This window comes from Frondihabitans sp. OV104, assembly GCF_057787745.1.
This window is the reverse complement of the sequence record NZ_CM173541.1, coordinates 530,636-554,410: the sequence shown is the minus strand read 5'-3', so window position 1 is coordinate 554,410 and position 23,775 is coordinate 530,636. Positions and strand designations below refer to the sequence as shown.

The window sequence follows — 23,775 nt, the reverse complement described above, 5'->3', positions numbered from 1 at the left end:
AGCGAGAGTGGTGCTACAGAACGCCGGTGACGAAACCGGCGACGACCAGACCCACGATAACAACAACTACGACTCCAACACAGATGGTGGCGATCATTGGGAGTCGGCTGGGCTTCGGCTGAGAAGTCAGAACCACGGCCCGCGTCGACGTGTTCGCGCTCACAGCGCGGCTCGCCCGGACCGGCGTGGCGTCGGACTCCGGCTGCTCCCGGTCGCCCTCCTCGAGCATGCGGTCGATGTCGGCGCCGTCGATCCGCTGCGCGGAGTGCGAGCCGGTGGCTGCCAGACTGCGGGGCAGGTCGATCGAGCCGGTGATGATGACCTCACCGGTCGCGTTGAGCGCGCCCGTGACATCGAGCAGGCGGTCGTCGCCGATGACGACGGCGTTGTGCTGGCCGGTCGCACCGCTGAAGTGGCTGCCGACGCTCGAGTGCTCGTCGTCGTCGCGCTCGGCCTGCGTCGACCAGTGGCCGGTCGGCGGCACGTAGCCGCTCGGCTCGGGCACCGATGCCGGGATGCGGGACGCCGCGGGCTGCTGGGAGGGCTCGGGCGTCGACGAGATCGGCACCTCGACAGCCGCAGGGGGCTGCGCTGCCGATGAAGCCGCGGTCACGGCGGGCGCGGGTGCCGCAGCAGAGGGCGCAGGAACTCGCGCGGCCTCCGCCGGGGCCGGCGCGTCGAGCGACGCCGGCGCAGCGCCGCCCGAGAGCTGGAACGGGAACACGGTCGGCGTCGACGTCGGCGGCGGGGTCGCCGCCGCGAGGGTGCTCTCGGCGTCGGGCTCGGCCGTCGCACCACCGCGTCGGCGGATTCCGCCCGTCGTGGCGAAGTCAGCGTCGTCGACGGGCGCGGCGACGGGAGCGTCGACCGTTCGCCCGGCCGAGCGTGGTGTCGGAGTCGGCTGCGCGCCGGGGTGCGTGACCTCGTCGACGCTGGCCGGGGCGGCGGCGGACGGCACCGGGGGCTGGACCGGCACGCTCTGCACGGGCACCGATCGGACCGGCACCGGCTGAACCGGCACGGACTGCTGCCGAGGGGCCTCGGGGGCCGAGGCGCGGGGCGCCTCGCGCGGCGGGACGATGGGGGCCGGCGTTCCGTCCTCGATGTCGGCCGCGTAGCTGAGGGCATCGGAGAGGTTGCGGCCGGGCTGGGAGGCGGCCGACGACGGCTGGGGCGCGCGGAGCGGCACGGGCGCGGCATCGACGGGCTCGGCCGCCTGGCGCTGGGCGCGGAGCTCGCGGCGGGTGAGCCCGCCGGGTCCGACGATCGACCCGGGTGCCGGCGTCATCGCAGACGAGGGGGCAGGCTGCTGTTGCGGAGCCTGCTGGACGGGTGTCGGCGCCGTGACCGGAACGGAGGACGGCTTGGGCGAGCCGGACTCGGCCGAGATGCTCTCGGTGATCGCGGCGCCGGCCTCTCTCGCCCGTTCGAGGTCTCGCACCTGCCGCCTGGTGAGTGGTGGCTGGCCGTTGGTCGAACTCATTCAGTCTCCGATACGGATTCGGTCGCGACCGGGTCAGTGCTCGGTTCAGGTGATGCGGCTCGGTACAGGTGGTGCTTCGAGATGTACTGAACGACTCCGTCGGGGACCAGGTACCAGACAGGGGAACCACGGCCGACGCGGCTGCGACAGTCGGTGGACGAGATCGCCAGTGCGGGAACTTCGAGCAAGCTTACTTCGCTCTCTGGGAGTCCGCTGACGGAGAGGTCATGACCCGGCCGGGAGACGGCCACGAAGTGGGCGAGTTCCCAGAGTTCGGAGACGTCCTTCCAGTCGAGGATCTGCGCGACGGCGTCGGCACCGGTGATGAAGAACAGGTCGTCGTCGGGGTGGACGGCGCGCATGTCGCGGAGGGTGTCGATCGTGAAGGTCGTGCCCTCGCGGTCGATGTCGACGCGGCTGACCGTGAAGCGAGGGTTGGACGCTGTCGCGATGACCGTCATCAGGTAGCGGTGCTCGCCGGCGGTGACCGTGTGCTTCATCCACGGCTGACCGGTGGGGACGAAGACGACCTCGTCGAGATCGAACTCGGTGGCGACCTCGCTGGCCGCGACCAGGTGGCCGTTGTGGATGGGGTCGAACGTGCCGCCCATCACGCCGATGCGACGCTTACCGCCTCCAGGCGTGGCCACTGATCTGCAGGCCCGGCTCAGTGCTTGTCGGCGTGGCCGAACTCGTCGAGCGGGGTGTACTCGTTGCCGGTGCCGGCGTCGGAGTGAGCGTCGGCGGAAGTGCCCGTCGCGGAGTTCTTGTTGGCGATGTTGCGGTAGCTGAAGACGACGACGCCGAGCACGAAGAAGATGGCGCCGAACGTCAGAGCGATCACGGGCGCGGGGGCGAAGACGGGCGCGAGGGCCTCTTCGGCTGCCACGAGGCTGGTGGTGAGGGCCGTGATCATCATTCACTTCTCCAATTCAGTGCGGTGCAACAGGGCAAGTCTAACCGCGGACCTGACCGGCTCCGCGCACGACCCACTTGCTGCTGGTCAGCTCGGGCAGGCCCATCGGCCCGCGGGCGTGCAGCTTCTGCGTCGAGATGCCGACCTCGGCGCCGAAGCCGAACTCGCCGCCGTCGGTGAAGCGGGTCGACGCGTTGACCATCACCACCGCCGAGTCGACCTCGGCGAGGAACCTCTCGGTGTTGCGGAGGTCGTTGGTGATGATCGACTCGGTGTGGTGCGTCGAGTAGCGCGCGATATGGTCCATGGCCGCGTCGAGGCCGTCGACCACGCGGACGGACAGATCGAGCGACATGTACTCGGTCGCCCAGTCGTCGTCGGTCGCGGGCACTGCGTCGGCGAAGAGAGCGCGCGTGCGCTCGTCGCCGTGGATGGTCACGCCGGCGTCGCGCAGGTCGGAGAGCACCTGCGGCAGCAGCCGCTCGGCCGCGGCTTCGTGCACGAGGAGGGTCTCGAGCGCGTTGCAGACGCTCGGGCGCTGCACCTTGGCGTTGTGGACGATGTCGACGGCCCACTGGGCGTCGGCCGACTCGTCCAGGAAGACGTGGACCACTCCGGCGCCGGTCTCGATGACGGGCACCTTCGACTCGGCGACGACGGTCTCGATGAGCTGGGCGCTGCCACGCGGGATGAGGACGTCGACATAGCCGCGGGCGCGCATCAGCTCGGTCGCGCCGGCCCGGCCGAGCTCGTCGATGGTCTGGACCGATTGGCGGGGCAGTCCCGCCGACTCGAGGGCGTCCTGGATGACGTCGACGAGAACGCGGTTGGTCTGCTCGGCGGCGCTGCCGCCGCGGAGGACGACGGCGTTGCCGCTCTTGAGGGCGAGCGACGCGATGTCGATCGTCACGTTGGGGCGCGCCTCGTAGATGGCGCCGACGACTCCGAAGGGCACACGCACCTGGGTGAGCTGCAGGCCGTTCGGGAGGATCTTGCCCCGCAGGGCCTCGCCGACGGGGTCGACGAGGGTGGCGATCAGCTCGGTGGCCTGGGCCAGCGCCTCGAGGCGCTTCTCGTCGAGCCGGAGCCGGTCTTGCAGCCCCTGGCTCATGCCGGTGTCGCGACCGCGAGCGATGTCGAGGTCGTTCGCAGCGATGATGCGGGGCGCCTGCCCACGGACGGCCGCGGCGATGGCGGCGAGCCCTCGGTTCTTCACGTCGGCCGTGGCTGTCGACAGCGTCCGGGCGGCGCCTCGGGCCGCCTCCAGGGTGGCGACCAGCGCGGGGTTCAGCGTCGACGAGGCGTCAGTGACCGGTGCGGAGGCTTCGGAGAGCGACATGAGCAGATCTTACTGCCGGGGGTCTATCCCCGCAGAGCGGACCGGGCGTCGAACCAGGTGCCGATGGCGGCACCGCGCAGGGCCTCCCGCACGAGCGGAGTGGACGTCACGAGCACGGGGATGCCCGCCTCGGTGGCCAGGCGCGCGGCAGCGACCTTGGTGCCCGCTCCCCCGGTTCCGACCCCGGCCGCTCCGGCCGAGCCGAAGGTGACGCCGGCGAGCTCGTCTCCGTGCGCGACGTCGACGATCCTGATGGCGCCGGCCTCGTGGGGCGGCTTCGTGTAGAGAGCGTCGACGTCCGAGAGCAGCACGAGCAGGTCGGCTTCGACGAGCGTCGACACGAGCGCGGCGAGGCGGTCGTTGTCGCCGAAGCGGATCTCATGCGTCGCGACGGTGTCGTTCTCGTTGACGATCGGGAGGATGCGCAGCTTGAGGAGCCGCTCCATGGCGCGCTGGGCGTTCGAGCGGTGGGTCGGGTTGTCGATGTCGCTCGCGGTCAGGAGCACCTGGCCGGCCACGATCGAGAACCGCCGCAGGCTCTCCTGGTAGCGGTAGATCAGGATGTTCTGGCCGACGGCCGCCGCCGCCTGCTGCGTGGCGAGGTCGGTCGGCCGCGAGTCGAGCCGCAGGTAGGGCATTCCGGTCGCGATCGCACCGGACGACACGAGGATCACCTCGGCGCCGCGGCCGTAGGCCTCGGCCAGGGCGTCGACCAGGGGGCCGATCTGGTCGGCGTTCTCACCGCTGATCGACGACGACCCGACCTTCACGACGACGCGACGGGCCCGCGGGATGTCACCACGCGTCCGGATCGGGCCGTGGCCGATCTCCGCGGATGCGGCGGCAGGCCTTGAGGTCTCGGCGTCGGTGCTGCTGGTCACGCTCGACCGTCGTCCTCTCGACCTGAGGTCGCGTCGACCGTGTCGTCGGCGGCGTCCGTGGACCCGTCGGCCGCGTCGACGGACTCGTCGTCGAACCCCTCCTCGCCGTGGCGGATGGCCGGGTCGACCTCGAAGCCGTCGTCGTCGGTCCAGAGCCCCGCGGCGCGCTCGCGCATCAGCTCCGCGCGGGCGTCGGCCTTCGCGTCCATGCGGGCGAAGTACTCCTCGCGGCGCTCGTTGCGGGTCTGGCGCGACGACTGGTGGAGGCGGGGATCGGTCCCGCGGGCTGCGGTCATCAGCTCGGCGGTCGACGTGAGTGTCGGCTCCCAGTCGAAGACGATGCCGCCGGCGCCGCCGATGACGACGGTCGAACCGGCCACGGCGCCGGCCTTGAACAGACGGTCCTCGACGCCGAGCTTGTTGAGGCGGTCGGCCAGGAAGCCCACGGCCTCCTCGTTGTTGAAGTCGGTCTGCATGACCCAGCGCTCGGGCTTGATGCCGCGGATGCGGTAGATGTTGCCGTACGAGCCGCCCTCGACGATGACCTCGAACTTCGACTCGTTGACCGCCCTGGGGCGGATGACGATGCGGGGGCGAGCCAGCTGCTCGGCGGCGCGTGCGGCGCGGTCGGCTTCGACGACCTCGGCCAGCGCGAACGACAGCTCGCGGAGTCCTTCGCGTGACACCGCGGAGATCTCGAAGACCCGATAGCCCTGGCCCTCGAGATCGGCGCGGACGAAGTCGGCCAGCTCGCGGGCCTCGGGCACGTCGATCTTGTTCAGCACGACCATCTGGGCGCGCTCGAGAAGCGGCAGCTGCCCGGCGGGGACCTCGTAGGCGGCCAGCTCGCGCTTTAGGGTCTCGAGGTCGGTGAGCGGGTCGCGGCCGGGCTCGAGCGTGGCGCAGTCGAGCACGTGCAGCAGCGCCGAGCACCGCTCGACATGGCGCAGGAACTCGAGTCCGAGCCCCTTGCCCTCGCTCGCTCCCTCGATCAGGCCGGGGACGTCGGCGATCGTGTAGCGGGTGGCCGCCGACTCGACGACGCCGAGGTTCGGGTGCAGCGTGGTGAAGGGGTAGTCGGCGATCTTCGGCTTCGCGGCGCTCATGGCCGCCACGAGGCTCGACTTGCCGGCCGACGGGTAGCCGACGAGCGCGACGTCGGCGACGACCTTGAGCTCGAGCTGGACGTCGCCGCCCCAGCCGGGCGTCCCGAGGAGCGCGAAGCCGGGGGCCTTGCGCTTGGTCGACGAGAGGGCCGCGTTGCCGAGACCGCCGATGCCGCCCTCGGCCACGACGTAGCGGAGCCCCGCCTCGTTCATGTCGATGAGCTCGTTGCCGTCTTCGTCGGTGACGACGGTTCCGACCGGCACCTCGAGCTCGAGCTCTTCGCCGTTGTTGCCGGCCCGGTGGTCGCCCATGCCGGGGCCGCCGTTGGCGCTCGACCGGTGCGGGTTGCGGTGGAAGCCGAGCAGCGTGGTGACGTCGTTGGTCGAGACGAGGACGATATCGCCGCCGTGCCCGCCGGTGCCGCCGTCGGGGCCGGCCAGCGGCTTGAACTTCTCGCGCTTGACCGACACGCAGCCGTTCCCGCCGTTGCCCGCCTTGAGGTGGAGCGACACGTGGTCGACGAATGTGGCCATGGGGAGGTTTCTCAGTCTGTTGGAGTGATGCGAAAAGCAGAAGGATGGGCGAGCGAACACGCTGCCCATCCGTCTGCGGGTGCTGGCGCGTAGACCCGGCTTGCGACGCCGGTCGACCGGAGCCTGTCGAAGGTCCGGCGCCGCATGGCGCGTCCGCGCGCTAGAGCGCGGTGATGTTGACGACCTTGCGGCCGCCCTTGGCGCCGAACTCGACGCTGCCTGCGGCGAGGGCGAAGAGGGTGTCGTCGCCGCCGCGGCCGACGTTCACGCCGGGGTGGAAGTGGGTGCCGCGCTGGCGGACGAGGATCTCGCCGGCCGAGACGACCTGGCCGCCGAAGCGCTTGACGCCGAGGCGCTGCGCGTTCGAGTCGCGGCCGTTACGGGTGGATGATGCGCCCTTTTTGTGTGCCATGAGTCAGCTCCTCGACTAGTTGGTGGTGATCTTGGTGATCTTGACGCGGGTCAGGTCGGCACGGAAGCCCATGCGACGCTTGTAGCCGGTCTTGTTCCTGTAGTTCTGGATCACGATCTTCGGGCCGCGGAGGTCGTTCAGGACCTCGCCCTCGACGGTGACCGTGCCGAGCTGGTCGCCCGAGAGGATGGTGTCGCCGTCGACGTGCAGGACGGGGACGAACGAGACGGTGTCGGACTCGGCGGCCTTGAGACGGTCGACGGTCAGAATCGTTCCGACCTCGACCTTCTCCTGACGGCCGCCGGCGCGCACGATTGCGAAAGCCATGGGTACTCCAAAGATGGGGGCGATGCCCGAAAGAGCGGGCTGGGGGCGGCGCCGCGAGCGCACACCAAAGATCTAGGCTACCGGCCCCCGTAAGGGCAGTCAAACGACTGAGGGTACGATGCCCGGGTGACCATCCTGATCGACCAGCCGATGTGGCCTGCCCACGGCACCCTGTGGTCGCACATCGTCAGCGACGCCTCGTACGACGAGCTGCACTCCTTCGCGCTCGCTCACGGCATCCCGCGGCGAGCCTTCGACCACGACCACTACGACGTCCCGGCCGACCGCTACGACGAGCTCGTCACCGCCGGCGCGACCGCGGTCGGCGGCAAGGAGCTCGCGGTGCGCCTGCAGGCGAGCGGCCTCCGCGTGCCGCAGTGGCGCAAACGGCAGCTCGGCCGAGCTCGCTAGACGCCTCGCGAGCCGCGAGCATCCGCGCTCTGCGGTCAGCGGTCAGCGGTCAGCGCCCTTCGGGCGGCGCGAACCTCGACAGGTCGGGGGCGGGGTGCGCCGAGGGCGCGGGCGCGTCGACCGGGGCCGCGTCGAGCGAGGGCGCGGCGAAGAGGGGCACCGCGACGGGCGCGGCCGCGGCCGACGCCGAGCCGGGCACGGGCGCAGGAACTCCGACCCCGGCCGCGGGTGCCCCGACGGTCTGCTCGTCGGGCAGTCCGGCGGCGGGCTCGGCCTCGGCCGCGAGTTCCTGCACCCGCTGCCCTTCGAGGCTCTGCGCGTCGAGGCCTCGCTCGTCGAGGGCCTGCTGGTCGCGGGCCTGCTCGTCGAGGCGCCCGCCCCACAGCCACGCGAGGACCGCTCCCCCGGCGAACACGGCGGTGAGCTCGAGGCCCGACGACAGCGGCACGAACACGGAGTCGAGGACGACGGTCGAGGCGGTCCCCTCCGGCAGCGACGTCGCCAGGCCGACGACGGCGAGGACGACCGTGCCGCACCCTCCGGCTGCGACTGCGCGCACGAGCACGAGCGGGAGGCGGGCGGGGCGCGCGAACGGGTAGACGAAGGTCGCCGCGAGGAAGACGGCGATGTAGAACGGGAGGGGATCCAGGACGACTGCACCGAGGAAGAGCCCGATCGGCGACTCCTCGAAGCCGCTGGCGTAGTACGACGGCTGGTAGTGGACGGCGTTGCCGATGAGGTCGACGAAGGCCACGAGGAACCGCACCACGATCAGGACGCCCACGGCGACAGCCGCGGCCACGATGGTCTCTGCCGTGGCACCCCACTGCCGCACCCCCGGGCCGGACGGTGCACGCCGGCGCGCCCACGACCCGCGCGGACCGGTCGGCGCATGCGGAGCCCTGTGCTCGTCGTCGCTGTTGCTCACGCCTGTACTATCCCACCCCTGAACCGCTGAGGGGTCGCTCCCTGTCGTGCCAGGTGGGCCTGGCAGACAACGAGCGACCCCTCAGCGGCCTGGGTGGGGCCAGCTCAGATCAAGCCGTCGCCGTCGCCGTCGGCAGGAGCCGAGACGGTGCCGGAGCTCGAGGCGCGGCGCGAGCGGCTGCGGCCCTGGCCGGGCTGCTTCGGCTCGGGCAGCGCGCCCAGCACGGAGTCCAGGATCTGCTCGGCGTCGTGCGTCGAGATGCGGCGCGGGGCGCGCTCGACCTTGGCCAGCGGGATGTCGAGGATCGCGACCGTGGCGGCCTCGGGCTGGACGACCGTGGCCTGCGAACGACGCGAACCCGTGCTCGTGGGCTCGGGGGCGACGTCGGCCACCGGGGTCTCGGGCTGAGCGGCCTTTGCCTCGGCGACCTTGTCGACCGGGGCGGACGCCGCGACGGGGAGGTCGATGACGGCAGGGGCCTCGACGGCGGCATCGGACTCGGGGGCCTGACCGCCTGCGGAGGCACGACGACCACGACCACGGCGCGAGCGGCCCGAGCCGGCGGAGGGAGCCTCGTCGGCCTCGGCCGCCGGAGCCTCGTTCCCGGGCGCCTCGGCGACGATCGCGTCGATTGCGGCCTCGACGGCGGCTGCCGCCTCGGACACGCTCGTCGGAGCCTCGTCACCGTGCGGGACGGTCGAGGCGGCGATCTTGGCGAGGGCGTTCTTCACGTCGTCGGTGATGGCGTGGATGGTGCCGGTGGCCGGGTGAGCCTCCGAGCCGCCGCGGTTCTGCGGGCCCTTCGAGCCGGACGTGCTGCCGTTCGAGGCCTTGGCCCGACGACGCTCCTGCGAGCGCTGGCGGTTCTGCTGCTGCTGCTCCTGCGCCTGCTGGCGGTCGACGCCGATCTCCTGGAACGACTCCATGAGGCCGAGGCCGAGCTTCTTGCGCGTCATCTGCACGAGGCCGAGCGAGGTGACCTCGGCGACCTGGTGCTTGGTGCGGTCGCGGCTCAGGCACTCGATGAGGCGGCGGAGCACGAGGTCGCGGTTCGACTCGAGCACCATGTCGATGAAGTCGACGACGATGATGCCGCCGATGTCGCGGAGGCGGAGCTGGCGGACCAGCTCCTCGGCCGCCTCGATGTTGTTCTTGGTGACGGTCTCTTCGAGGTTGCCACCCGACCCGACGAACTTGCCGGTGTTGACGTCGACGACGGTCATGGCCTCGGTGCGGTCGATGACGAGGGATCCGCCCGAGGGCAGCCAGACCTTGCGGTCGAGCGCCTTGTCGATCTGCTCGTTGAGCCGGTACTCGTCGAACGAGTCCTTGTCGCCCTCGTACGCCTTGACGCGGTCGAGGAGGTCGGGCGCGACGGCCGTCAGGTAGGTCTCGATGGTCTCGCGCGCCTCGTCGCCGTCGATGACGAGCTCGTGGAAGTCCTCGTTGAAGACGTCGCGGACGATCTTGATCAGCAGGTCGGGCTCGGAGTGCAGGAGGTTCGGGGCGTTGCCGGCCTCGACCTTCTTCGAGATGTCGGCCCACTGGTTCAGGAGGCGCTTGACGTCGAGCGTCAACTGCTCTTCGGTCGCGCCCTCGGCGGCCGTGCGCACGATGACGCCCGTGTTCTCGGGCAGGGCCTCCTTGAGGATCTTCTTGAGGCGGGCGCGCTCGGTGTCGGGCAGCTTGCGGCTGATGCCGTTCATCGAGCCGTTCGGCACGTAGACGAGGAAGCGCCCCGGCAGCGAGATCTGGCTCGTGAGACGGGCGCCCTTGTGGCCCACCGGGTCTTTGGTCACCTGAACGAGCACTCGGTCGCCGGGCTTGAGCGCGAGCTCGATGCGGCGGGGCTGGTTGCCGTGCTCGACGTTGTCCCAGTCGACCTCGCCCGAGTACAGGACGGCGTTGCGGCCGCGCCCGATGTCGACGAAGGCGGCCTCCATGCTCGGCAGGACGTTCTGCACACGGCCGAGGTAGACGTTGCCGATGAGCGAGACGTTCTGCGACTTGGCGACGTAGTGCTCCGCGAGGATGCCGTCCTCGAGCACGCCGATCTGGATGCTGTCGCCCTGCGAGCGGACGACCATCTTGCGGTCGACGCTCTCGCGGCGGGCGAGGAACTCGGCCTCCGTCACGACCGGACGGCGGCGGCCGGCGTCGCGGCCGTCGCGACGGCGCTGCTTCTTGGCCTCGAGGCGGGTGGAGCCCTTGACACGCTGCGGCTCGGTGATGAGCTCGGGCTCAGGGCGCTCGCGCGGCTCCCGGCCGGCCCGCGAGCGGGTGCGGCTGGAGGTGACCTCGTCGGAGCCGTCGCCGGCCCCGCCGGTGCGGCCCCGCGAGCGACGGCGCGGGCCGCCCTGCTCGTAGTCGTCGTCCGGCTCGGGAAGCGCCGGCAGGGGCGAGATCTCGGGGGCGTGGAAGAAGAGGCTCGTCGTGGTGAGCGGCGCTTCGAAGGGCGACGTCGAGGCCGGCGTCGAGACCGCCGGGACGACGGGCGACGAGTCGGCCTCGTCGCGCTCGATGGTCTCGGTGTCGATGAGGTGCTCGGGCGTCTGCGCGCCCTCGGTGTCGGTAGTCACTGCGGTTGCCTCCTGGGGCACGTGTGGAGCCGCGGCCGGGGCCGTGGCGGCCTCCAGGGCAGCGAATGATTCGGAAGCGGGCTGCGCGGGCGGCTGGGCCTGGCGCGACCGGAAGCCGGCGAACAAGCGGCTTCGCTTCTTGGGTGTGTTCTCTTTTTTGTCCACCATCGGTGGTGCAACTCCTCGCCCCGGGTCGCCTTCTCTAGTGCCGAAGGCGCCTTCGGGAATTCGTGTGCGCAGCGTCTGTGCGATGTCGATCGACCCCTGGTCGATGCGAGTCGCTCCCCTGCGAAATCTCGTCTGTCACGCGAGCCGCTCGGCCCGGTGGAAATCTGTGTGTCACTTCAGTACCGACTGCCACCGTTATCGGCGCCACGGTCGGAAACCTTCCCGGCTCTCACCCTGGGACTGTCCCGATTATCGCACGGAAGGCCTCCGGAGGCAGATTCGGCGCATGTCATAATCCCAGGGTGTCGTCACCAAGCCCTGCCCGCGTCCGTGTTCTGGCCCCGATCCTGCTGATCGTGGCCGGGCTGATCGGCTTCTTCGGCTCGTTCAAGCTGGTGGTCGAGAAGTACGAGCTGCTCGAGCACCCGAACCAGGCCCTCGGCTGCGACATCAACCCCTTCGTGTCGTGCTCGACGGTCATCGACTCGACGGTCTCGCACCTCTTCGGGTTCCCGAATCCGATCATCGGCGTCGCCGGCTTCATGATTCCGATCACCCTCGGCGCCGCGATGCTGGCCGGCGCGACGTTCTCGCGCTGGTTCTGGAACGCTGCGAACGTCGGCTTCTTCCTGGCCTGGGCGTTCATCACGTTCCTGTTCACGCAGACCGTGTTCGTCATCGGCGCTCTGTGCCCCTGGTGCATGCTCGTCTGGTCGGCGACCATCCCGCTGTTCTGGATCTTCACGGTCTGGAACCTGGCGAACGGCCGGATCACGAAGAACCAGCGTGTCCGGACCGCGATGCGCGCGTTCCTGCCGTTCTCCTGGGTGATCCCGCTGGTGAACTACGCGGTCATCGCGGTCATCATCATCACGCACTTCCCGACGCTGCTCACGGTGCTCTTCTCCTAGTCGACATCGGCACTGAGGCTTTTGCCAGCGAATCCATCACCCGTCACCGTAGGGTCCTGCCCGAGCTGGCTCCGGGCTACGCTCGTTGCTGGACAGCCGACGAATTCCGCAGATCTGAGGACCAATGACCCCGCCCCCTGAAAACGGACCCACGAAGCGCGACCGCCGCGAAGACGCCCGCGAGAAGGCCCGCGTCGCCCGCGAGGCGGCCGCCCGCAAGCGCCGACGCAACCGCTTCTTCCTCGGAGGCGGCATCGGCCTGGGCGTGGTCGCCCTCGCGGTCATCGTGACGCTCGTCATCATGAACTCGATCACGCCGGCCGGCCCCGGCCCCAAGAACATGGCCTCCGGCGGCATCCTTCTGCAGGGCGACGCCAAGACCAGCGAGATCTCCGCGGTCACGACGAAGGCGGTCGCCGCCGGCGCATCCACCACGGCGACCGACCAGTCGAAGCTCAAAGACACGGTGAACATCACGGTGTACCTCGACTACCAGTGCCCGTACTGCAACCAGTTCGAGACGGCCAACGAGTCGCAGATCAAGACCTGGCTCCAGAAGGGCGCCATCACCTACGAGGTCCACCCGATCTCGATCCTCGACGCCTCCTCGCTCGGCAACAGGTACGCGACCCGCGCGGCCAACGCCGCCATGTGCGTCGCCAACTTCGAACCCGACAAGTTCCTGGACGTCAACACGGCGCTCTACGCGAACCAGCCTGCGGAGCAGACGAAGGGCATGTCCGATACGAAGCTCAAGAGCATCATCAGCAAGGCCGGGGCGACAGCCTCGGGTATCTCGTCGTGCATCACCGATGAGTCGTTCAAGTCGTTCGTCAGTCAGCAGACTACAGACGCCCTGAGCAAGAAGCTGCCGAACTCGTCGATCGCGAAGCTCACCGGCACCCCGACGGTCATCGTCAACGGCGCCCAGTACTCGGGTTCGCTCACCGACGCCTCGACGTTCTCCTCGTTCGTCGCCAGTCAGGCCTCGACGAACTGAGTCGGGTGACTTACGAGAAGGCCCCGCACCTCCGAGGAGGTGCGGGGCCTTCTGCCGAGCGGGTGGCCTACGTGAACCAGAGGCCGAGCTCGCGCGTGGCCGACTCGACCGAGTCGCTGCCGTGCACGAGGTTCTGCTGCACCTTGAGGCCCCAGTCGCGGCCCAGGTCGCCGCGGATGGTGCCGGGCGCGGCCGTCGTCGGGTCGGTGGCACCGGCGAGCGAGCGGAATCCGGCGATGACGCCGTTGCCCTCGATGCGGAGGGCGACGATCGGACCCGACTCCATGAACTCGACGAGCGGCTCGTAGAACGGCTTGCCGACGTGCTCCTCGTAGTGCGCGGCGAGGAGCTCGCGATCGGCTTCGACGAGCTTGATGTCGACGAGGCCGTAGCCCTTCGCCTCGATGCGGCGGAGGATCTCGCCGGTCAGGTTGCGGGCTACTCCGTCGGGCTTGACGAGGACCAGGGTTTCTTCGAGATCGGACACTGTGGCTCCTTTGTGAGGGGTCGGATTTGCGGTGGGTCGGCCGGAGAGGGTCAGGCCTGGTAGGTGCGCGGGTCGATGCCGGGGTGCTCGGCCATCCACTGACGCAGGGCCGCGTTGCGGCGGTCGATCGTGATGCCCTTGTAGAGGCAGAAGATCCAGATGGCGATGAAGATCGCCGCGACGACCCACATCAGCACGACGAGCAGGCCCGTGAGGGCGAGCAGCACCTGCAGCACGCAGCCGAGCACGACGCCGGCGCGGTAGCGCAAGGTGGCCGCGGTCACGATCATGAGCGCGAAGAATCCCAGACCACCGCCGATGGCGACGGACCAGGGCAGGATCCCGGCACCGCCGACGTTCAGCACGACGAAGAACAGCACGCACGCCTCGAGCACCAGCATGATCGAGAGGAGGCTCTCGGTCAGCGAGCGGTCGCGACGAGCACGGGGAGTCCGGCCGCGCGGGCTGCCCTGCGGAGTGGACTGCGGCTCGCTGGTCACGGTGCTCACTTCTCTCGCTCTTCTGCCGTCAGGGCGATGACCTCGCCCACCAGCGTGATGGAGCCGGTCACGACCACGCCGCCCTTCTCCGACTCGTCGGCGAGATCACGGGCGATCGAGAGCGCCGAGACGACGTTGGTCTCGACCGTGACCCGGTCGGGCCCCACGATACCGACTGCGACCTGGGCGAGGTCGTCGGCATCGATGGCGCGATCGGAGTCGGTCTGCGTGATGACGAACTGCTCGACGACGGGCGCGAGCGCGCGGATGATCCCGGCGGCGTCCTTGTCGGCCAGCACGGCGAGCACGGCGACGACCCGGTCGAAGTCGAAGAACTCCCCCAGTGCCTGCGCCAGCGAGTGCGCCCCGTGCGGGTTGTGGGCCGCGTCGACGAGGATCGTCGGCGACGTGGCGAGGATCTGCAGGCGGCCCGGCGAGGTCGCATCGGCGAGGCCCGCGGCGAGGATCTCGGCATCGAGCGGCTGGCTACCGCTGCCGAGGAACGACTCGACGGCGGCGATGGCGACGGCCGCGTTCTGCGCCTGGTGGCGTCCGAACAGCGGAAGCGGAACGTCGTCGTAGCGGCCGGCGATGCCCTGCACCGAGATGACCTGACCGCCGACGGCTACCGCCGATGACAGCACCTCGAATCCGGCACCCTCCGACGCGAAGGTCGACTCGGTGAGCTCGGCGGCGCGCTGCAGCTCGGCGAGGGCCTCGGGCACCTGGGCCGCCGAGACGACGTTCGCCGCGGGCTTGATGATGCCCGACTTGGTCCGGGCGATCTCGAGCACGGTGGAGCCGAGCCGCTTGGTGTGGTCGAGCGCGATCGGCGTGAACACCGCGACCTGGCCGTCGGCGACGTTGGTGCTGTCCCACTCGCCCCCCATGCCGACCTCGAGCACGACGACGTCGACAGGCGAGTCGGCGAACGACGCGAACGCGAGCACGGTGAGCGCCTCGAAGAAGGTGAGGGGCGCTTCGGCCGCGGCCGTGAGCTCGGTGTCGACCATGAGGAGGTAGGGCTGGATGTCGGCCCAGTTAGCCGCGAGGGCGGCGTCGCTGATCGACTCCCCGTCGATGACGATGCGCTCGTTGACCCGCACGAGGTGAGGCGACGTCATGAGGCCGGTGCGGAGACCGTAGGCGCGGAGGATGCTCTCGATCATGCGGCTGGTCGAGGTCTTGCCGTTCGTCCCGGTGATGTGGATCACCGGGTAGCTGCGCTGAGGGTCGCCGAGCAGCTCGACGGCGCGGCGGGTGGCGCCGAGGCGCGGCTGCGGCGCGTTCTCGCCGACGCGGGCCAGGAGCTCCTCGTAGACGAGGCGCGCGGCCGCGGCGTCCTCGGACTCGTCGACGGGCACCTCGTCGGCACGGTCGTCGTGGTCGCGCTCGTCGTCGTCGCCCATGTCGGCGAAGTCGCCGAAGTCGTCGCGCGTGCCGAAGACGTCGGGCAGCGAGCCCGGGTCGACGGTCTCGTCGTCGTCGTGGTCGAAACGGCCGGGGGTGTCACTCATGGCGGGAGACCTTCACAGTCACTGCAGAATCGGAGCCCACCGGGACGGCATCGGAGGCCGTGCCGGAGGAGGAGATGTCGAGCAGGTCGACCTCGAGGCCGAGCGTCAGCGTCTCGCGCATGATCAGCTCGCGGTGGGCCTCGACGGCCGCCTCGGCCTGGGCGTCGACGCCGAGGGTGAGGCGGATGCGATCGCTCACGTCGAGGCCGGCGCTCTTACGGGCGGCCTGGACGGCGCGGATCACGTCGCGCGCGAGGCCCTCGGCCTCGAGCTCGGGGGTGGTCTGCGTGTCGAGCAGCACGAAGCCGCCGTCGCCGACGAAGGCGATCGCCCGCGTCGGGTCGCCGACGGTGAGCTCGAGCGAGAACTCGCCGGGGAGCAGCTCGATGCCTCCCACGACGACGTTCTCGCCGGCGGCGCTCCAATCGCCCTTCTTGGCGGCCGGGATGACCTGCTGCACCTGCTTGCCGATGCGCGGGCCGGCGGCGCGCGCGTTGACGGTGAGCTTGCGGGTCACGCCATAGGCCCCGAGCGACTCCTCGCTCAGGCGGTCGAGCACGACGGCCTTGACGTTGAGCTCGTCGCGCAGGATCGCCGCGTACGGCTCGAGGGCGTCGGGGTCGTGCGTCACGACGGTGATCGCGCTCAGGGGAAGGCGCACGCGGAGGCCGGTCGCCTTGCGGAGGGCGAGGCCCGACGAGGCGATGGCGCGGACGCCGTCCATGGCGGCGGCGAGTGCGCGTTCCTGCGGGAAGAGCTCGGCGTCGGGCCAGTCGGTCAGGTGCACGCTCCGCCCGCCCGTGAGCCCCTGCCAGACCTCCTCGGTCACGAGCGGAGCCAGAGGCGCGGCGACCCGGGTGACCGTCTCGAGCACCGTGTACAGGGTGTCGAAGGCGTCTCGGTCGTCGCCCGACCAGAAGCGGTCGCGCGAGCGGCGGACGTACCAGTTGGTCAGCACGTCGGCGAAGTCGCGCAGCTTGGCCGTGGCGAGCGGGGAGTCGAGCGCCTCGAGGTCGGCGGCGACGTCGACGATCAGGTCGTGCGTCTTGGCGAGCAGGTAGCGGTCGAGCACGTCGGTCGAATCGGTGCGCCAGGTCGGCTCGTGGCCCTTGGAGTACAGCGTGAAGAAGTAGTACGTCGACCACAGGGGCAGCAGGAACTGCCGCACGCCCTCGCGGATCCCCTCTTCGGTGACGACGAGGTTGCCGCCGCGGATGACGCTCGACGACATCAGGAACCAGCGCATCGCGTCGGCTCCGTCGCGGTCGAACACCTCGTTGACGTTGGGGTAGTTGCGGAGGCTCTTCGACATCTTCTGACCGTCCGAGCCGAGCACGATGCCGTGGCTGATGACGTTCGAGAACGCCGGGCGGTCGAACAGGCCCGTCGAGAGCGCGTGCATGACGTAGAACCAGCCGCGGGTCTGGCCGATGTACTCGACGATGAAGTCGGCGGGGTTGTGGCTGTCGAACCACTCCTGGTTCTCGAACGGGTAGTGCACCTGCGCGAACGGCATGGAGCCGGAGTCGAACCAGACGTCGAAGACGTCGTCGATCCGGCGCATGGTCGAGCGCCCGGTCGGGTCGTCGGGGTTCGGGCGGGTGAGGTCGTCGATGAACGGCCGGTGCAGGTCGGGCTCGCCCTCGGCGTTCAGCGGCAGGCGCCCGAAGTCGCGCGCGAGGTCGGCGAGCGAGCCGTAGACGTCGACGCGCGGGTACTCGGGGTCGTCACTGCGCCAGACCGGGATCGGCGAGCCCCAGTAGCGGTTGCGCGACACCGACCAGTCGCGGGCGTTCTCGACCCACTTGCCGAACTGGCCGTGCTTGACGTTCTCGGGAACCCAGGTGATCTGCTCGCCCAGGTCGACCATGCGGTCGCGGTAGTCGGTGACGCGCACGAACCACGACGAGACGGCCTTGTAGATCAGCGGATTGCGGCAGCGCCAGCAGTGCGGGTAGCTGTGTTCGTAGCTGGCCTGGCGCAGCAGGCGCCCCTCGGCCTTCAGCTGCTGCGTGAGCGGCTTGTTGGCGTCGAACACCTGCAGGCCTGCCACGTCGCCGAACATCGGCAGGAATCGGCCCCCGTCGTCGACCGAGATCAGCACGGGGATGCTCGCGGCCGCGCAGACCAGCTGGTCGTCCTCGCCGTAGGCGGGCGCCTGGTGCACGATTCCGGTGCCCTCGCCGGTGGCGACGTACTCGGCGACGAGGATCTGCCACGCGTTCTCGGTGCCCCACTTCTCGGTGTCGGCGTAGAAGTCCCACAGGCGGTCGTAGCGCACGCCCTCGAGCTCCGCACCCGGCAGCGTCCGCGTCACAGCGGCCAGGGCGTCGTCCGCCGAGTCGTAGCCCAGGTCTCTCGCATACGCGGCGACCGTGTCGGTCGCGAGCAGGAACTGGCTGACCCCGTCCTCCGATCCGTCCGACGCGCCGTTCGGCCCCGACGGCAGCACGGCGTACTCGATGGCGGGGCCCACGGCGAGCGCCAGGTTGGTCGGCAGCGTCCACGGGGTCGTCGTCCAGGCGAGCGCCTTCACGCCGGTGAGACCGAGGGCCTCCGCCTTCGCGCCGTCGAGCGGGAAGGTGACGGTGACCGTCTGGTCTTGGCGCATCTTGTAGACGTCGTCGTCCATGCGCAGCTCGTGGTTCGACAGCGGGGTCTCGTCGTGCCAGCAGTACGGCAGCACTCGGAAGCCCTCATAGGCGAGGCCCTTGTCGTAGAGCGTCTTGAAGGCCCAGAGCACGCTCTCCATGAAGGTGACGTCGAGGGTCTTGTAGTCGTTCTCGAAGTCGACCCAGCGCGCCTGGCGGGTGACGTACTCCTGCCACTCCCCCGTGTACTCGAGCACGCTCCTGCGGGCGGCGGCGTTGAACTCGGCGACGCCCATGTCGTCGATCTCGTGCTTCTCGGTGATGCCGAGCTGGCGCATCGCCTCGAGCTCGGCGGGGAGTCCGTGGGTGTCCCAGCCGAAGCGGCGGTGAACCTGCTTGCCGCGCATGGTCTGGAATCGCGGGAAGACGTCTTTGGCGTAGCCGGTCAGCAGGTGGCCGTAGTGCGGCAGGCCGTTGGCGAAGGGCGGGCCGTCGTAGAAGACCCACTCGTCGGCACCCTGGCGCTGGTCGATGGACGCCTGGAAGGTGTCGTCGCCCTTCCAGAACGCGAGGATGCCCTGCTCGATGGCGGGGAAGCTCGGCGATGCCGGGACGGTTCGCGCGGGGACGTTCTTACGGTCGGCCATGGTCAACTCCAGTGCAGATGCGTGGTTCTTGCTTCTCGCACGAGGACGCCCGCCGGAGACTGCCGGAGGTCGCGGTACCACCCCGCTTGCCCTCCCGCGGTGGCGAGGGCCCCTTCTTCTGCGGCTGTGACGGGCCTGCCCCGCTCGGGTCTAATGGAGCACGCCTGGTGCGGCGTACGCGTTCTTCCGAGTGCTCCCCGGTGATGGCCGGATCGATGCTCGCCCGAGTCTACCTGAGACGAGGTGACCCTCGTGGAGGGGCGTGACTTCAGCTCTCGGCGGTCCGCGGCTACCACCTCGGCGCTACGCCGAGAGCGGAACGGGGGCGGCGGATGTCCCCCGAAGCACGGACATATCGCGCGTCATTGTCCCCGAAAAGTACGACAGACAGCCCGTATCAGTCCCCCAAAGCGGGGATTTGTTCACCTTTCACCCCATGTCTAAGGTTGAGCGATCAACGAGGCGCTCACCACGCTTCGCCTTCACTTGTCGCGCTGGATCAGGCGCGTGACCTCGCGGCGCGTTCGGGCGCGCCCAGCTAGGAGACACTTCCGTGAGCTTTGACAAGAAACAGCCCTTCGAGATGAAGCGGCGCACGAAGCGAAGCGCGCTCGCGCTCGGCCTGGCGATCCTCGTCGCGGCCCCGCTGGCGAGCGGCGTGCAGCTGGCGCTCCCCGCCCCGCGCGCCGAGGCGGCCACCGTCGAGAAGGAGTCTCCGGACTTCGCGTCCGAGGTCTACGGCGATGCCTGGGACTACAGCAACTCCGGCGACGTGAACACCAACGCCGGTCGCACCCGCGGCATGAGCGTGTCGGGCGGCAAGCTGCACGTCAAGGTGGTCGGCGGCGACTACTTCTCGCCCGTCAACACCGTGCCCGGCGCCCTCTCGTACGGCCGCGACGGCAACAAGAGCCCCGTCAGCACGAGCCGCTACAACCACATGTCGTTCGAGATGACCCAGCCCGACAACGGCGTCGGCGCCATCTACTGGTTCACCTGCACCTCGATGCTCGCCACCTGCGCGGGCGGGCAGACCTTCAAGCTCTACCCGGGCACGCACGTCTACGACTTCGACCTCACCGCCAAGTCGACCGTCGGAGCCAAGAAGGCCTGGAAGGGCTCGCGCGTCGTCGGCATGCGCGTCGTCCCCTCCGTGACCGGATCCAAGACCAAGGTCATCTCGACGGCGTTCAACTGGATGCGCATCTATGACGACGTCACCACGCACGGCGCCTACCCGCCCGGCACCTACGACGACTTCTCGGTCAAGCCGCGCCCCCAGCCGGTCGTCGACAGCCCCAACACCACGCAGGGCAAGGACATCACTTCGGCCGAGGGCCTGCAGCAGTGGGTCTTCACCGGCGGCCGCGTCGCCGGCGTCGGCGTGAAGAACGCCACGGTCAAGTCGTACAGCTCGAAGGGCATGACCGCGACGAACTCCGGCTCGAAGCGGAACGATCCCGAGGTGCTCCTGGCGTCGCGCGCCTTCCCCGGCAGCAAGTACCGCTACCTGTCCATCGCCATGAAGTACGACGGCGGCTTCTCGCTCTCGTCGAACTCCGGCGGCGGCAAGATGGCCCGCTGGATCTGGGGCGTCAAGGGCACCTCCGTCTCGCAGGAGAGCAACGACATCGTCACCTACTCGGGCGCGAACGCCGGCACGATCAACGTCGACCTCGCCAAGGGCTCCGTGCTCGACGAGAACTCGAAGGCTCCGCGCCAGGGCTGGGCGGGCAAGACGATCACGTCGCTCCGCTTCGACCCCAATGAAGATCCGGGCGCCGCCACCTGGCACCTGCTCGCGCTGCACCTCCGTGCGGCTCCCGCGGCGAAGGCCAAGACGACGATCCAGTTCCACGATGCGGGCTGGGTCGCCGGAACCACCGCCACGATCAAGGTCGGCAAGAACGCCCCCGGCGGAACGGGCTACAAGACCGTCGCCTCGAAGATCTCGGTGGCGAAGGGCGTCAACTCGTTCGCCTGGAAGCTCGGCTCGCTCTCGGCTGGCGCGTACCACGTGCAGGTCACCCTCAACCACCCGGACGGCACCGCTGCGCTCGCCTACTCGAAGGCCGCGATCACGATGTCCAAGTAGGCACAGCGTCGAAGGAGGAGTCATCCTGCACTGTCTGCACCCGGCCGCTCGCGACCGGGTGCAGACTCGTCTGCATGACGACACCTGATGCCTCGCCCGACACGTCCAAGCCGGAGAGCAACACGACCGTCATCATCGCCTTCCTGGCGAACCTGCTGGTCGCGATCGCGAAGACCGTCGCGTCGTTGATCACCGGCTCCGCGTCGATGATCGCGGAGGCCGCGCACTCGTGGGCCGACACCGGCAACGAGATCTTCCTGTTCGTCGCCGACCGACGTGGCACGCGGGCCCGCGACGACGACCACCCCCTGGGCTACGGCAAAGAGACGTACGTCTGGTCGATGTTCGCGGCGTTCGGCCTCTTCACGGTCGGCGCGGTCGTCTCGATCTACCACGGCATCTCGGAGCTCGGGGCGACCGAGGCCGACGGCGACTTCCTGATCAACTACATCGTCCTCGGCGTCGCGGCCGTGCTCGAGGGCACGTCCTTCCTGCAGGCGCTGCGCCAGGCTCGCGGCGTCGCCGCGAAGCGCCGGATCCCGGTGCTGCGGCACGTGATCGGCTCGTCGAACGCCACGCTGCGCGCCGTGTTCTTCGAAGACGCCGCGGCCCTCATCGGCCTCGTGCTCGCGTTCCTCGGGATCCTGCTGCACCAGCTCACCGGCCTCGCCGTGTTCGACGCCATCGGGTCGATCCTGGTCGGCGTGCTGCTGGGTGTGGTCGCCGTCGTGCTGATCGACCGCAACCGCCGGTTCCTGATCGGCGAGAGCCCCTCCGACGAGGTCGAGTCGACCGTGCTGCGCCGCCTCCTCGAACGCGACGACATCAACCGGGTCACCTACCTGCACACCGAGTTCGTCGGGCCGGGCCGTCTCTACCTGGTGGCAGCCGTCGACATGGTGGGCAACGCCGACGAGGAGCACGTGGCCGTCGCCCTGCGCCGCGTCGAGCGCGCGCTCGAAGAGCACGACATCGTCGAGGAGGCCGTCCTCACCCTCTCCACGCCCGACGAGTCGAGCCTGGTGCCGACGCACGACGAGGCCAGGCCGGGGTCGCTCTCGTAGCGGGTCGCAGGCGCAGGAACTGCGCCCTCCGCCGCCGCACCCCGACCATCAGCGCGACCCCGAGAGCCACGAGGCCCGTGCCCGCGGCGAGCGCTGGAGCGACCGGCGTCCCGGTGCCCGTCATCGCCAGCTCGGCGGGGTCGGCCGCCGCCCCGGCGATCGGTCCCGTCGGGGTCGCCCCTGCCGGGGTCGCCGCCGCGGCCCGACCGCCGATGAGGTCGTACGCGACGAGCGGTCCGGCGACCGAGTACCTCGGCGTCTTCGACGCGGACGGCTCCGTGGCGAAGGCCGTCAGGAGGTAAGGGCCCGCCTTCAGCGTCACCCGGGTCGACCACTCGCCGTTGCGATTCACCGTGATCCGGCCGTGGTCGGTCGGAAGGCGTCTCGAGACCGTTCCGGCGCGCGTGGGGATCTCCCCCGCCTCGATCGACGCGAAGAACGTCGGGTAGATCGTCGCGAGGCGCGCGAACGCGGATTCGGGCCGGCCCTGCAGCAGCACGATGTGGTCCCCCGGTGTGCCGGTGCCCGACACGGTGGTCGAGACATAGCCCGGCCGGCCGGCGACGGGGGCGCCGCGGAGCTGGATCCCGTCGTCGCGGACGAGGTCGACCAGGCCGACGGGGCTCTCGGTCTGCACCCGCTTCACCCGCGCGGCAGCGCCGGTCGGATCGGCTGCGGGGTGCGACCGGCGCTTCGCCCGCACGGCGTCGGCGTGGGCCGTCAGCGTCGGCGCCGCGAGAAGGCGTGCCAGCGACCCGTCAGAGCCCGGGTCGCCGAACGTCACATCGTCGAAGGAGGACGGGCGCGTGATGTCGGGTGCCACGACCGTCCCGGCCGGCGGCACGACGGTGATCGTGTGCGCATTCGACAGGTCGGACGCGTGCGTGACCGGCTCGTAGAAGTCGCCGGGCCAGTACTCGACCTGGGCGGCCGAGATGCTGACCGTCCCGTAGAGCACGGCGGCGTCGGCCCGCCAGGTGCCGTCGTCCCCGACGGTGATGTCGTTCAGCTGGCCGCCGAGGGGCTGGCTGTCGAGCTGGCCGTACTCGTCGTAGGAGGGCGCAGTTCCTGCGTCGGCGAACATCAGCAGGATGTCGTCGCCCGGGGTGCCGGTGCCCGAGACCTGGAGGATCGACGAGTAGGCCGAGTAGCCGAACGGCAGCGGCTTCACTGTGAAGCCCGATCCGTCGGCCGGCGCGCCGAGAGCGGGCGCGGCGCTCGGCTCGGCATCGAAGACGAACTCGAGGTACGTCGGCACGAGGTCGGTCGTGCCGACACTCGCGTTCACGACGGCGAGGGTGTCGTAGGGCCCGTCGGCGGGAAAGGTCACCGTCAGCGAGAAGGTCCTCGCTGTCGTGGTCATGCTCGCGTAGGGGGTGTCGCGCCGCGAGAACGCCTCCCCCACACTGACGGCGGCGCCGACCGGGGCGCGCCCCTCGACGACCACTGTGCGCGTGTCGGGGCTCTGCACGAGGCCGTCCTCGTCGGTCAGCGGGGAGGTGACCGTGAGCTCGGGACGGCGAGTGGCGGGTGCGGCTGCGCTCGAGCGCGCCGTCCGTGCCGATGCGGCGGAGGGCGCCGTCCGCGCGGATGCGGCGGCAGGTGCCGTCGGGCCGCTCGATGCCGCGGCCGTCGGGCTTCGCGTCACGGCAGCCGCCGGATCGCCCGACTCGGCGAAGGCCGAGACGGCGCCGAGCGCGCTCGCGCCGAAGACCAGCAGGAGTACGGCGGGCAGCGCGACGGCGGCCCGGAAGCTCGGGTTCTTCACGGGTGTCGGGTGGCTCTCGGCGTGGGTCGCGGGAACAGCCCCGCGCTCCGGCCCACCGCGAGCGAGGAAGACCGCCCCGTGATCTGAGCGGTGTTGCGAACATAACACTTC

20 protein-coding genes are annotated in these 23,775 nt (G+C 70.1%); 5 read left to right on the top strand and 15 right to left on the bottom strand.

Translation table 11 applies throughout. The features are described from left to right. Positions 1-13: 13 nt before the first annotated feature. The 8 genes from AC3CBB_RS02670 to rplU all read right to left on the bottom strand — a co-directional run bounded on the left by AC3CBB_RS02670 (position 14) and on the right by rplU (position 6,998). A complete protein-coding gene (locus AC3CBB_RS02670) occupies positions 14-1,483 on the bottom strand; it encodes a hypothetical protein (protein WP_488625882.1) in 1,470 nt (489 codons plus the stop codon). Next, positions 1,480-2,133, bottom strand: coding sequence for a nicotinate-nucleotide adenylyltransferase (nadD, locus tag AC3CBB_RS02665; RefSeq protein ID WP_255410946.1), 654 nt, complete (start codon positions 2,131-2,133; stop codon positions 1,480-1,482). The genes AC3CBB_RS02670 and nadD overlap by 4 nt, the downstream gene beginning before the upstream one ends. Positions 2,134-2,150: 17 nt before the next feature. After that, entirely contained in the window at positions 2,151-2,402 is a 252-nt protein-coding gene (locus AC3CBB_RS02660) for a hypothetical protein (RefSeq protein WP_123506049.1), read from the bottom strand. A 37-nt stretch (positions 2,403-2,439) separates the two neighbouring features. Further along, a complete protein-coding gene (locus AC3CBB_RS02655) occupies positions 2,440-3,738 on the bottom strand; it encodes a glutamate-5-semialdehyde dehydrogenase (protein ID WP_488625881.1) in 1,299 nt (432 codons plus the stop codon). 23 nt (positions 3,739-3,761) lie between these two features. Then, complete coding sequence (gene proB / locus AC3CBB_RS02650; protein WP_488626699.1) at positions 3,762-4,550, bottom strand: glutamate 5-kinase; 789 nt, start codon at positions 4,548-4,550, stop codon at positions 3,762-3,764. A gap of 65 nt (positions 4,551-4,615) precedes the next feature. Then, on the bottom strand, positions 4,616-6,259 hold the full coding sequence (gene obgE, locus AC3CBB_RS02645; RefSeq protein ID WP_488625880.1) for a GTPase ObgE: 1,644 nt from the start codon (positions 6,257-6,259) through the stop codon (positions 4,616-4,618). A 160-nt stretch (positions 6,260-6,419) separates the two neighbouring features. Further along, positions 6,420-6,671: a 50S ribosomal protein L27 gene (gene rpmA / locus AC3CBB_RS02640; protein WP_123506052.1), complete on the bottom strand. Its 252-nt coding sequence runs from the start codon at positions 6,669-6,671 to the stop codon at positions 6,420-6,422. A gap of 15 nt (positions 6,672-6,686) precedes the next feature. After that, complete coding sequence (gene rplU, locus AC3CBB_RS02635; protein WP_488625879.1) at positions 6,687-6,998, bottom strand: 50S ribosomal protein L21; 312 nt, start codon at positions 6,996-6,998, stop codon at positions 6,687-6,689. A gap of 126 nt (positions 6,999-7,124) precedes the next feature. Here rplU and AC3CBB_RS02630 point away from each other — a divergent pair, with 126 nt between their 5' ends. Then, positions 7,125-7,409 (top strand): DUF4031 domain-containing protein, encoded by a 285-nt coding sequence (locus AC3CBB_RS02630; RefSeq protein ID WP_123506053.1) that lies wholly within the window; start codon positions 7,125-7,127, stop codon positions 7,407-7,409. Positions 7,410-7,458: 49 nt separating this feature from the next. Here AC3CBB_RS02630 and AC3CBB_RS02625 read toward each other — a convergent pair whose 3' ends face one another. Continuing rightward, positions 7,459-8,337, bottom strand: coding sequence for a hypothetical protein (locus AC3CBB_RS02625; RefSeq protein WP_488625878.1), 879 nt, complete (start codon positions 8,335-8,337; stop codon positions 7,459-7,461). Between the two features lie 104 nt (positions 8,338-8,441). Further along, a complete protein-coding gene (locus tag AC3CBB_RS02620) occupies positions 8,442-11,084 on the bottom strand; it encodes an Rne/Rng family ribonuclease (protein ID WP_488625877.1) in 2,643 nt (880 codons plus the stop codon). Positions 11,085-11,386: 302 nt separating this feature from the next. Between AC3CBB_RS02620 and AC3CBB_RS02615 the strand changes: the two genes are divergently transcribed. Next, positions 11,387-11,995 carry a vitamin K epoxide reductase family protein gene (locus tag AC3CBB_RS02615; protein WP_488625876.1) on the top strand — a complete coding sequence of 203 codons (609 nt, stop codon included), beginning with the start codon at positions 11,387-11,389 and terminating at the stop codon, positions 11,993-11,995. A 124-nt stretch (positions 11,996-12,119) separates the two neighbouring features. After that, positions 12,120-12,995 carry a DsbA family protein gene (locus tag AC3CBB_RS02610; RefSeq protein ID WP_488625875.1) on the top strand — a complete coding sequence of 292 codons (876 nt, stop codon included), beginning with the start codon at positions 12,120-12,122 and terminating at the stop codon, positions 12,993-12,995. Between the two features lie 67 nt (positions 12,996-13,062). Here AC3CBB_RS02610 and ndk read toward each other — a convergent pair whose 3' ends face one another. Genes ndk through ileS form a run of 4 tightly spaced genes read right to left on the bottom strand, consistent with a single transcriptional unit; the run spans position 13,063 to position 18,737 of the window. Further along, positions 13,063-13,482, bottom strand: a complete 420-nt coding sequence (ndk, locus tag AC3CBB_RS02605) for a nucleoside-diphosphate kinase (RefSeq protein WP_123506057.1) — start codon at positions 13,480-13,482, stop codon at positions 13,063-13,065. 50 nt (positions 13,483-13,532) lie between these two features. Further along, on the bottom strand, positions 13,533-13,991 hold the full coding sequence (locus AC3CBB_RS02600; RefSeq protein ID WP_488625874.1) for a DUF4233 domain-containing protein: 459 nt from the start codon (positions 13,989-13,991) through the stop codon (positions 13,533-13,535). Then, entirely contained in the window at positions 13,988-15,499 is a 1,512-nt protein-coding gene (locus tag AC3CBB_RS02595; protein WP_488625873.1) for a bifunctional folylpolyglutamate synthase/dihydrofolate synthase, read from the bottom strand. The genes AC3CBB_RS02600 and AC3CBB_RS02595 overlap by 4 nt, the downstream gene beginning before the upstream one ends. Further along, positions 15,492-18,737 carry an isoleucine--tRNA ligase gene (gene ileS, locus AC3CBB_RS02590; RefSeq protein ID WP_488625872.1) on the bottom strand — a complete coding sequence of 1,082 codons (3,246 nt, stop codon included), beginning with the start codon at positions 18,735-18,737 and terminating at the stop codon, positions 15,492-15,494. The genes AC3CBB_RS02595 and ileS overlap by 8 nt, the downstream gene beginning before the upstream one ends. A gap of 553 nt (positions 18,738-19,290) precedes the next feature. On the opposite strand from ileS, the gene AC3CBB_RS02585 reads away from it, so the two are divergent. Then, complete coding sequence (locus AC3CBB_RS02585; RefSeq protein ID WP_488625871.1) at positions 19,291-20,832, top strand: hypothetical protein; 1,542 nt, start codon at positions 19,291-19,293, stop codon at positions 20,830-20,832. A gap of 74 nt (positions 20,833-20,906) precedes the next feature. After that, positions 20,907-21,896, top strand: coding sequence for a cation diffusion facilitator family transporter (locus AC3CBB_RS02580; RefSeq protein WP_123506062.1), 990 nt, complete (start codon positions 20,907-20,909; stop codon positions 21,894-21,896). Here AC3CBB_RS02580 and AC3CBB_RS02575 read toward each other — a convergent pair. Beyond that, positions 21,823-23,664: a hypothetical protein gene (locus AC3CBB_RS02575; protein ID WP_488625870.1), complete on the bottom strand. Its 1,842-nt coding sequence runs from the start codon at positions 23,662-23,664 to the stop codon at positions 21,823-21,825. The two genes, AC3CBB_RS02580 and AC3CBB_RS02575, sit on opposite strands and share 74 nt — an antisense overlap. Positions 23,665-23,775: the final 111 nt, after the last annotated feature.

Excerpts from the sequence above, each read along its gene's own strand:
- AC3CBB_RS02670 (WP_488625882.1), bottom strand. The coding sequence starts at position 1,483 with ATGAGTTCGACCAACGGCCAGCCACCACTCACCAGGCGGCAGGTGCGA.
- AC3CBB_RS02595 (WP_488625873.1), bottom strand. The coding sequence starts at position 15,499 with ATGAGTGACACCCCCGGCCGTTTCGACCACGACGACGACGAGACCGTC.
- AC3CBB_RS02660 (WP_123506049.1), bottom strand. The coding sequence starts at position 2,402 with ATGATGATCACGGCCCTCACCACCAGCCTCGTGGCAGCCGAAGAGGCC.
- AC3CBB_RS02620 (WP_488625877.1), bottom strand. The coding sequence starts at position 11,084 with ATGGTGGACAAAAAAGAGAACACACCCAAGAAGCGAAGCCGCTTGTTC.
- rplU (WP_488625879.1), bottom strand. The coding sequence starts at position 6,998 with ATGGCTTTCGCAATCGTGCGCGCCGGCGGCCGTCAGGAGAAGGTCGAG.
- AC3CBB_RS02655 (WP_488625881.1), bottom strand. The coding sequence starts at position 3,738 with ATGTCGCTCTCCGAAGCCTCCGCACCGGTCACTGACGCCTCGTCGACG.
- AC3CBB_RS02580 (WP_123506062.1), top strand. The coding sequence starts at position 20,907 with ATGACGACACCTGATGCCTCGCCCGACACGTCCAAGCCGGAGAGCAAC.
- rpmA (WP_123506052.1), bottom strand. The coding sequence starts at position 6,671 with ATGGCACACAAAAAGGGCGCATCATCCACCCGTAACGGCCGCGACTCG.
- obgE (WP_488625880.1), bottom strand. The coding sequence starts at position 6,259 with ATGGCCACATTCGTCGACCACGTGTCGCTCCACCTCAAGGCGGGCAAC.
- AC3CBB_RS02610 (WP_488625875.1), top strand. The coding sequence starts at position 12,120 with ATGACCCCGCCCCCTGAAAACGGACCCACGAAGCGCGACCGCCGCGAA.
- ileS (WP_488625872.1), bottom strand. The coding sequence starts at position 18,737 with ATGGCCGACCGTAAGAACGTCCCCGCGCGAACCGTCCCGGCATCGCCG.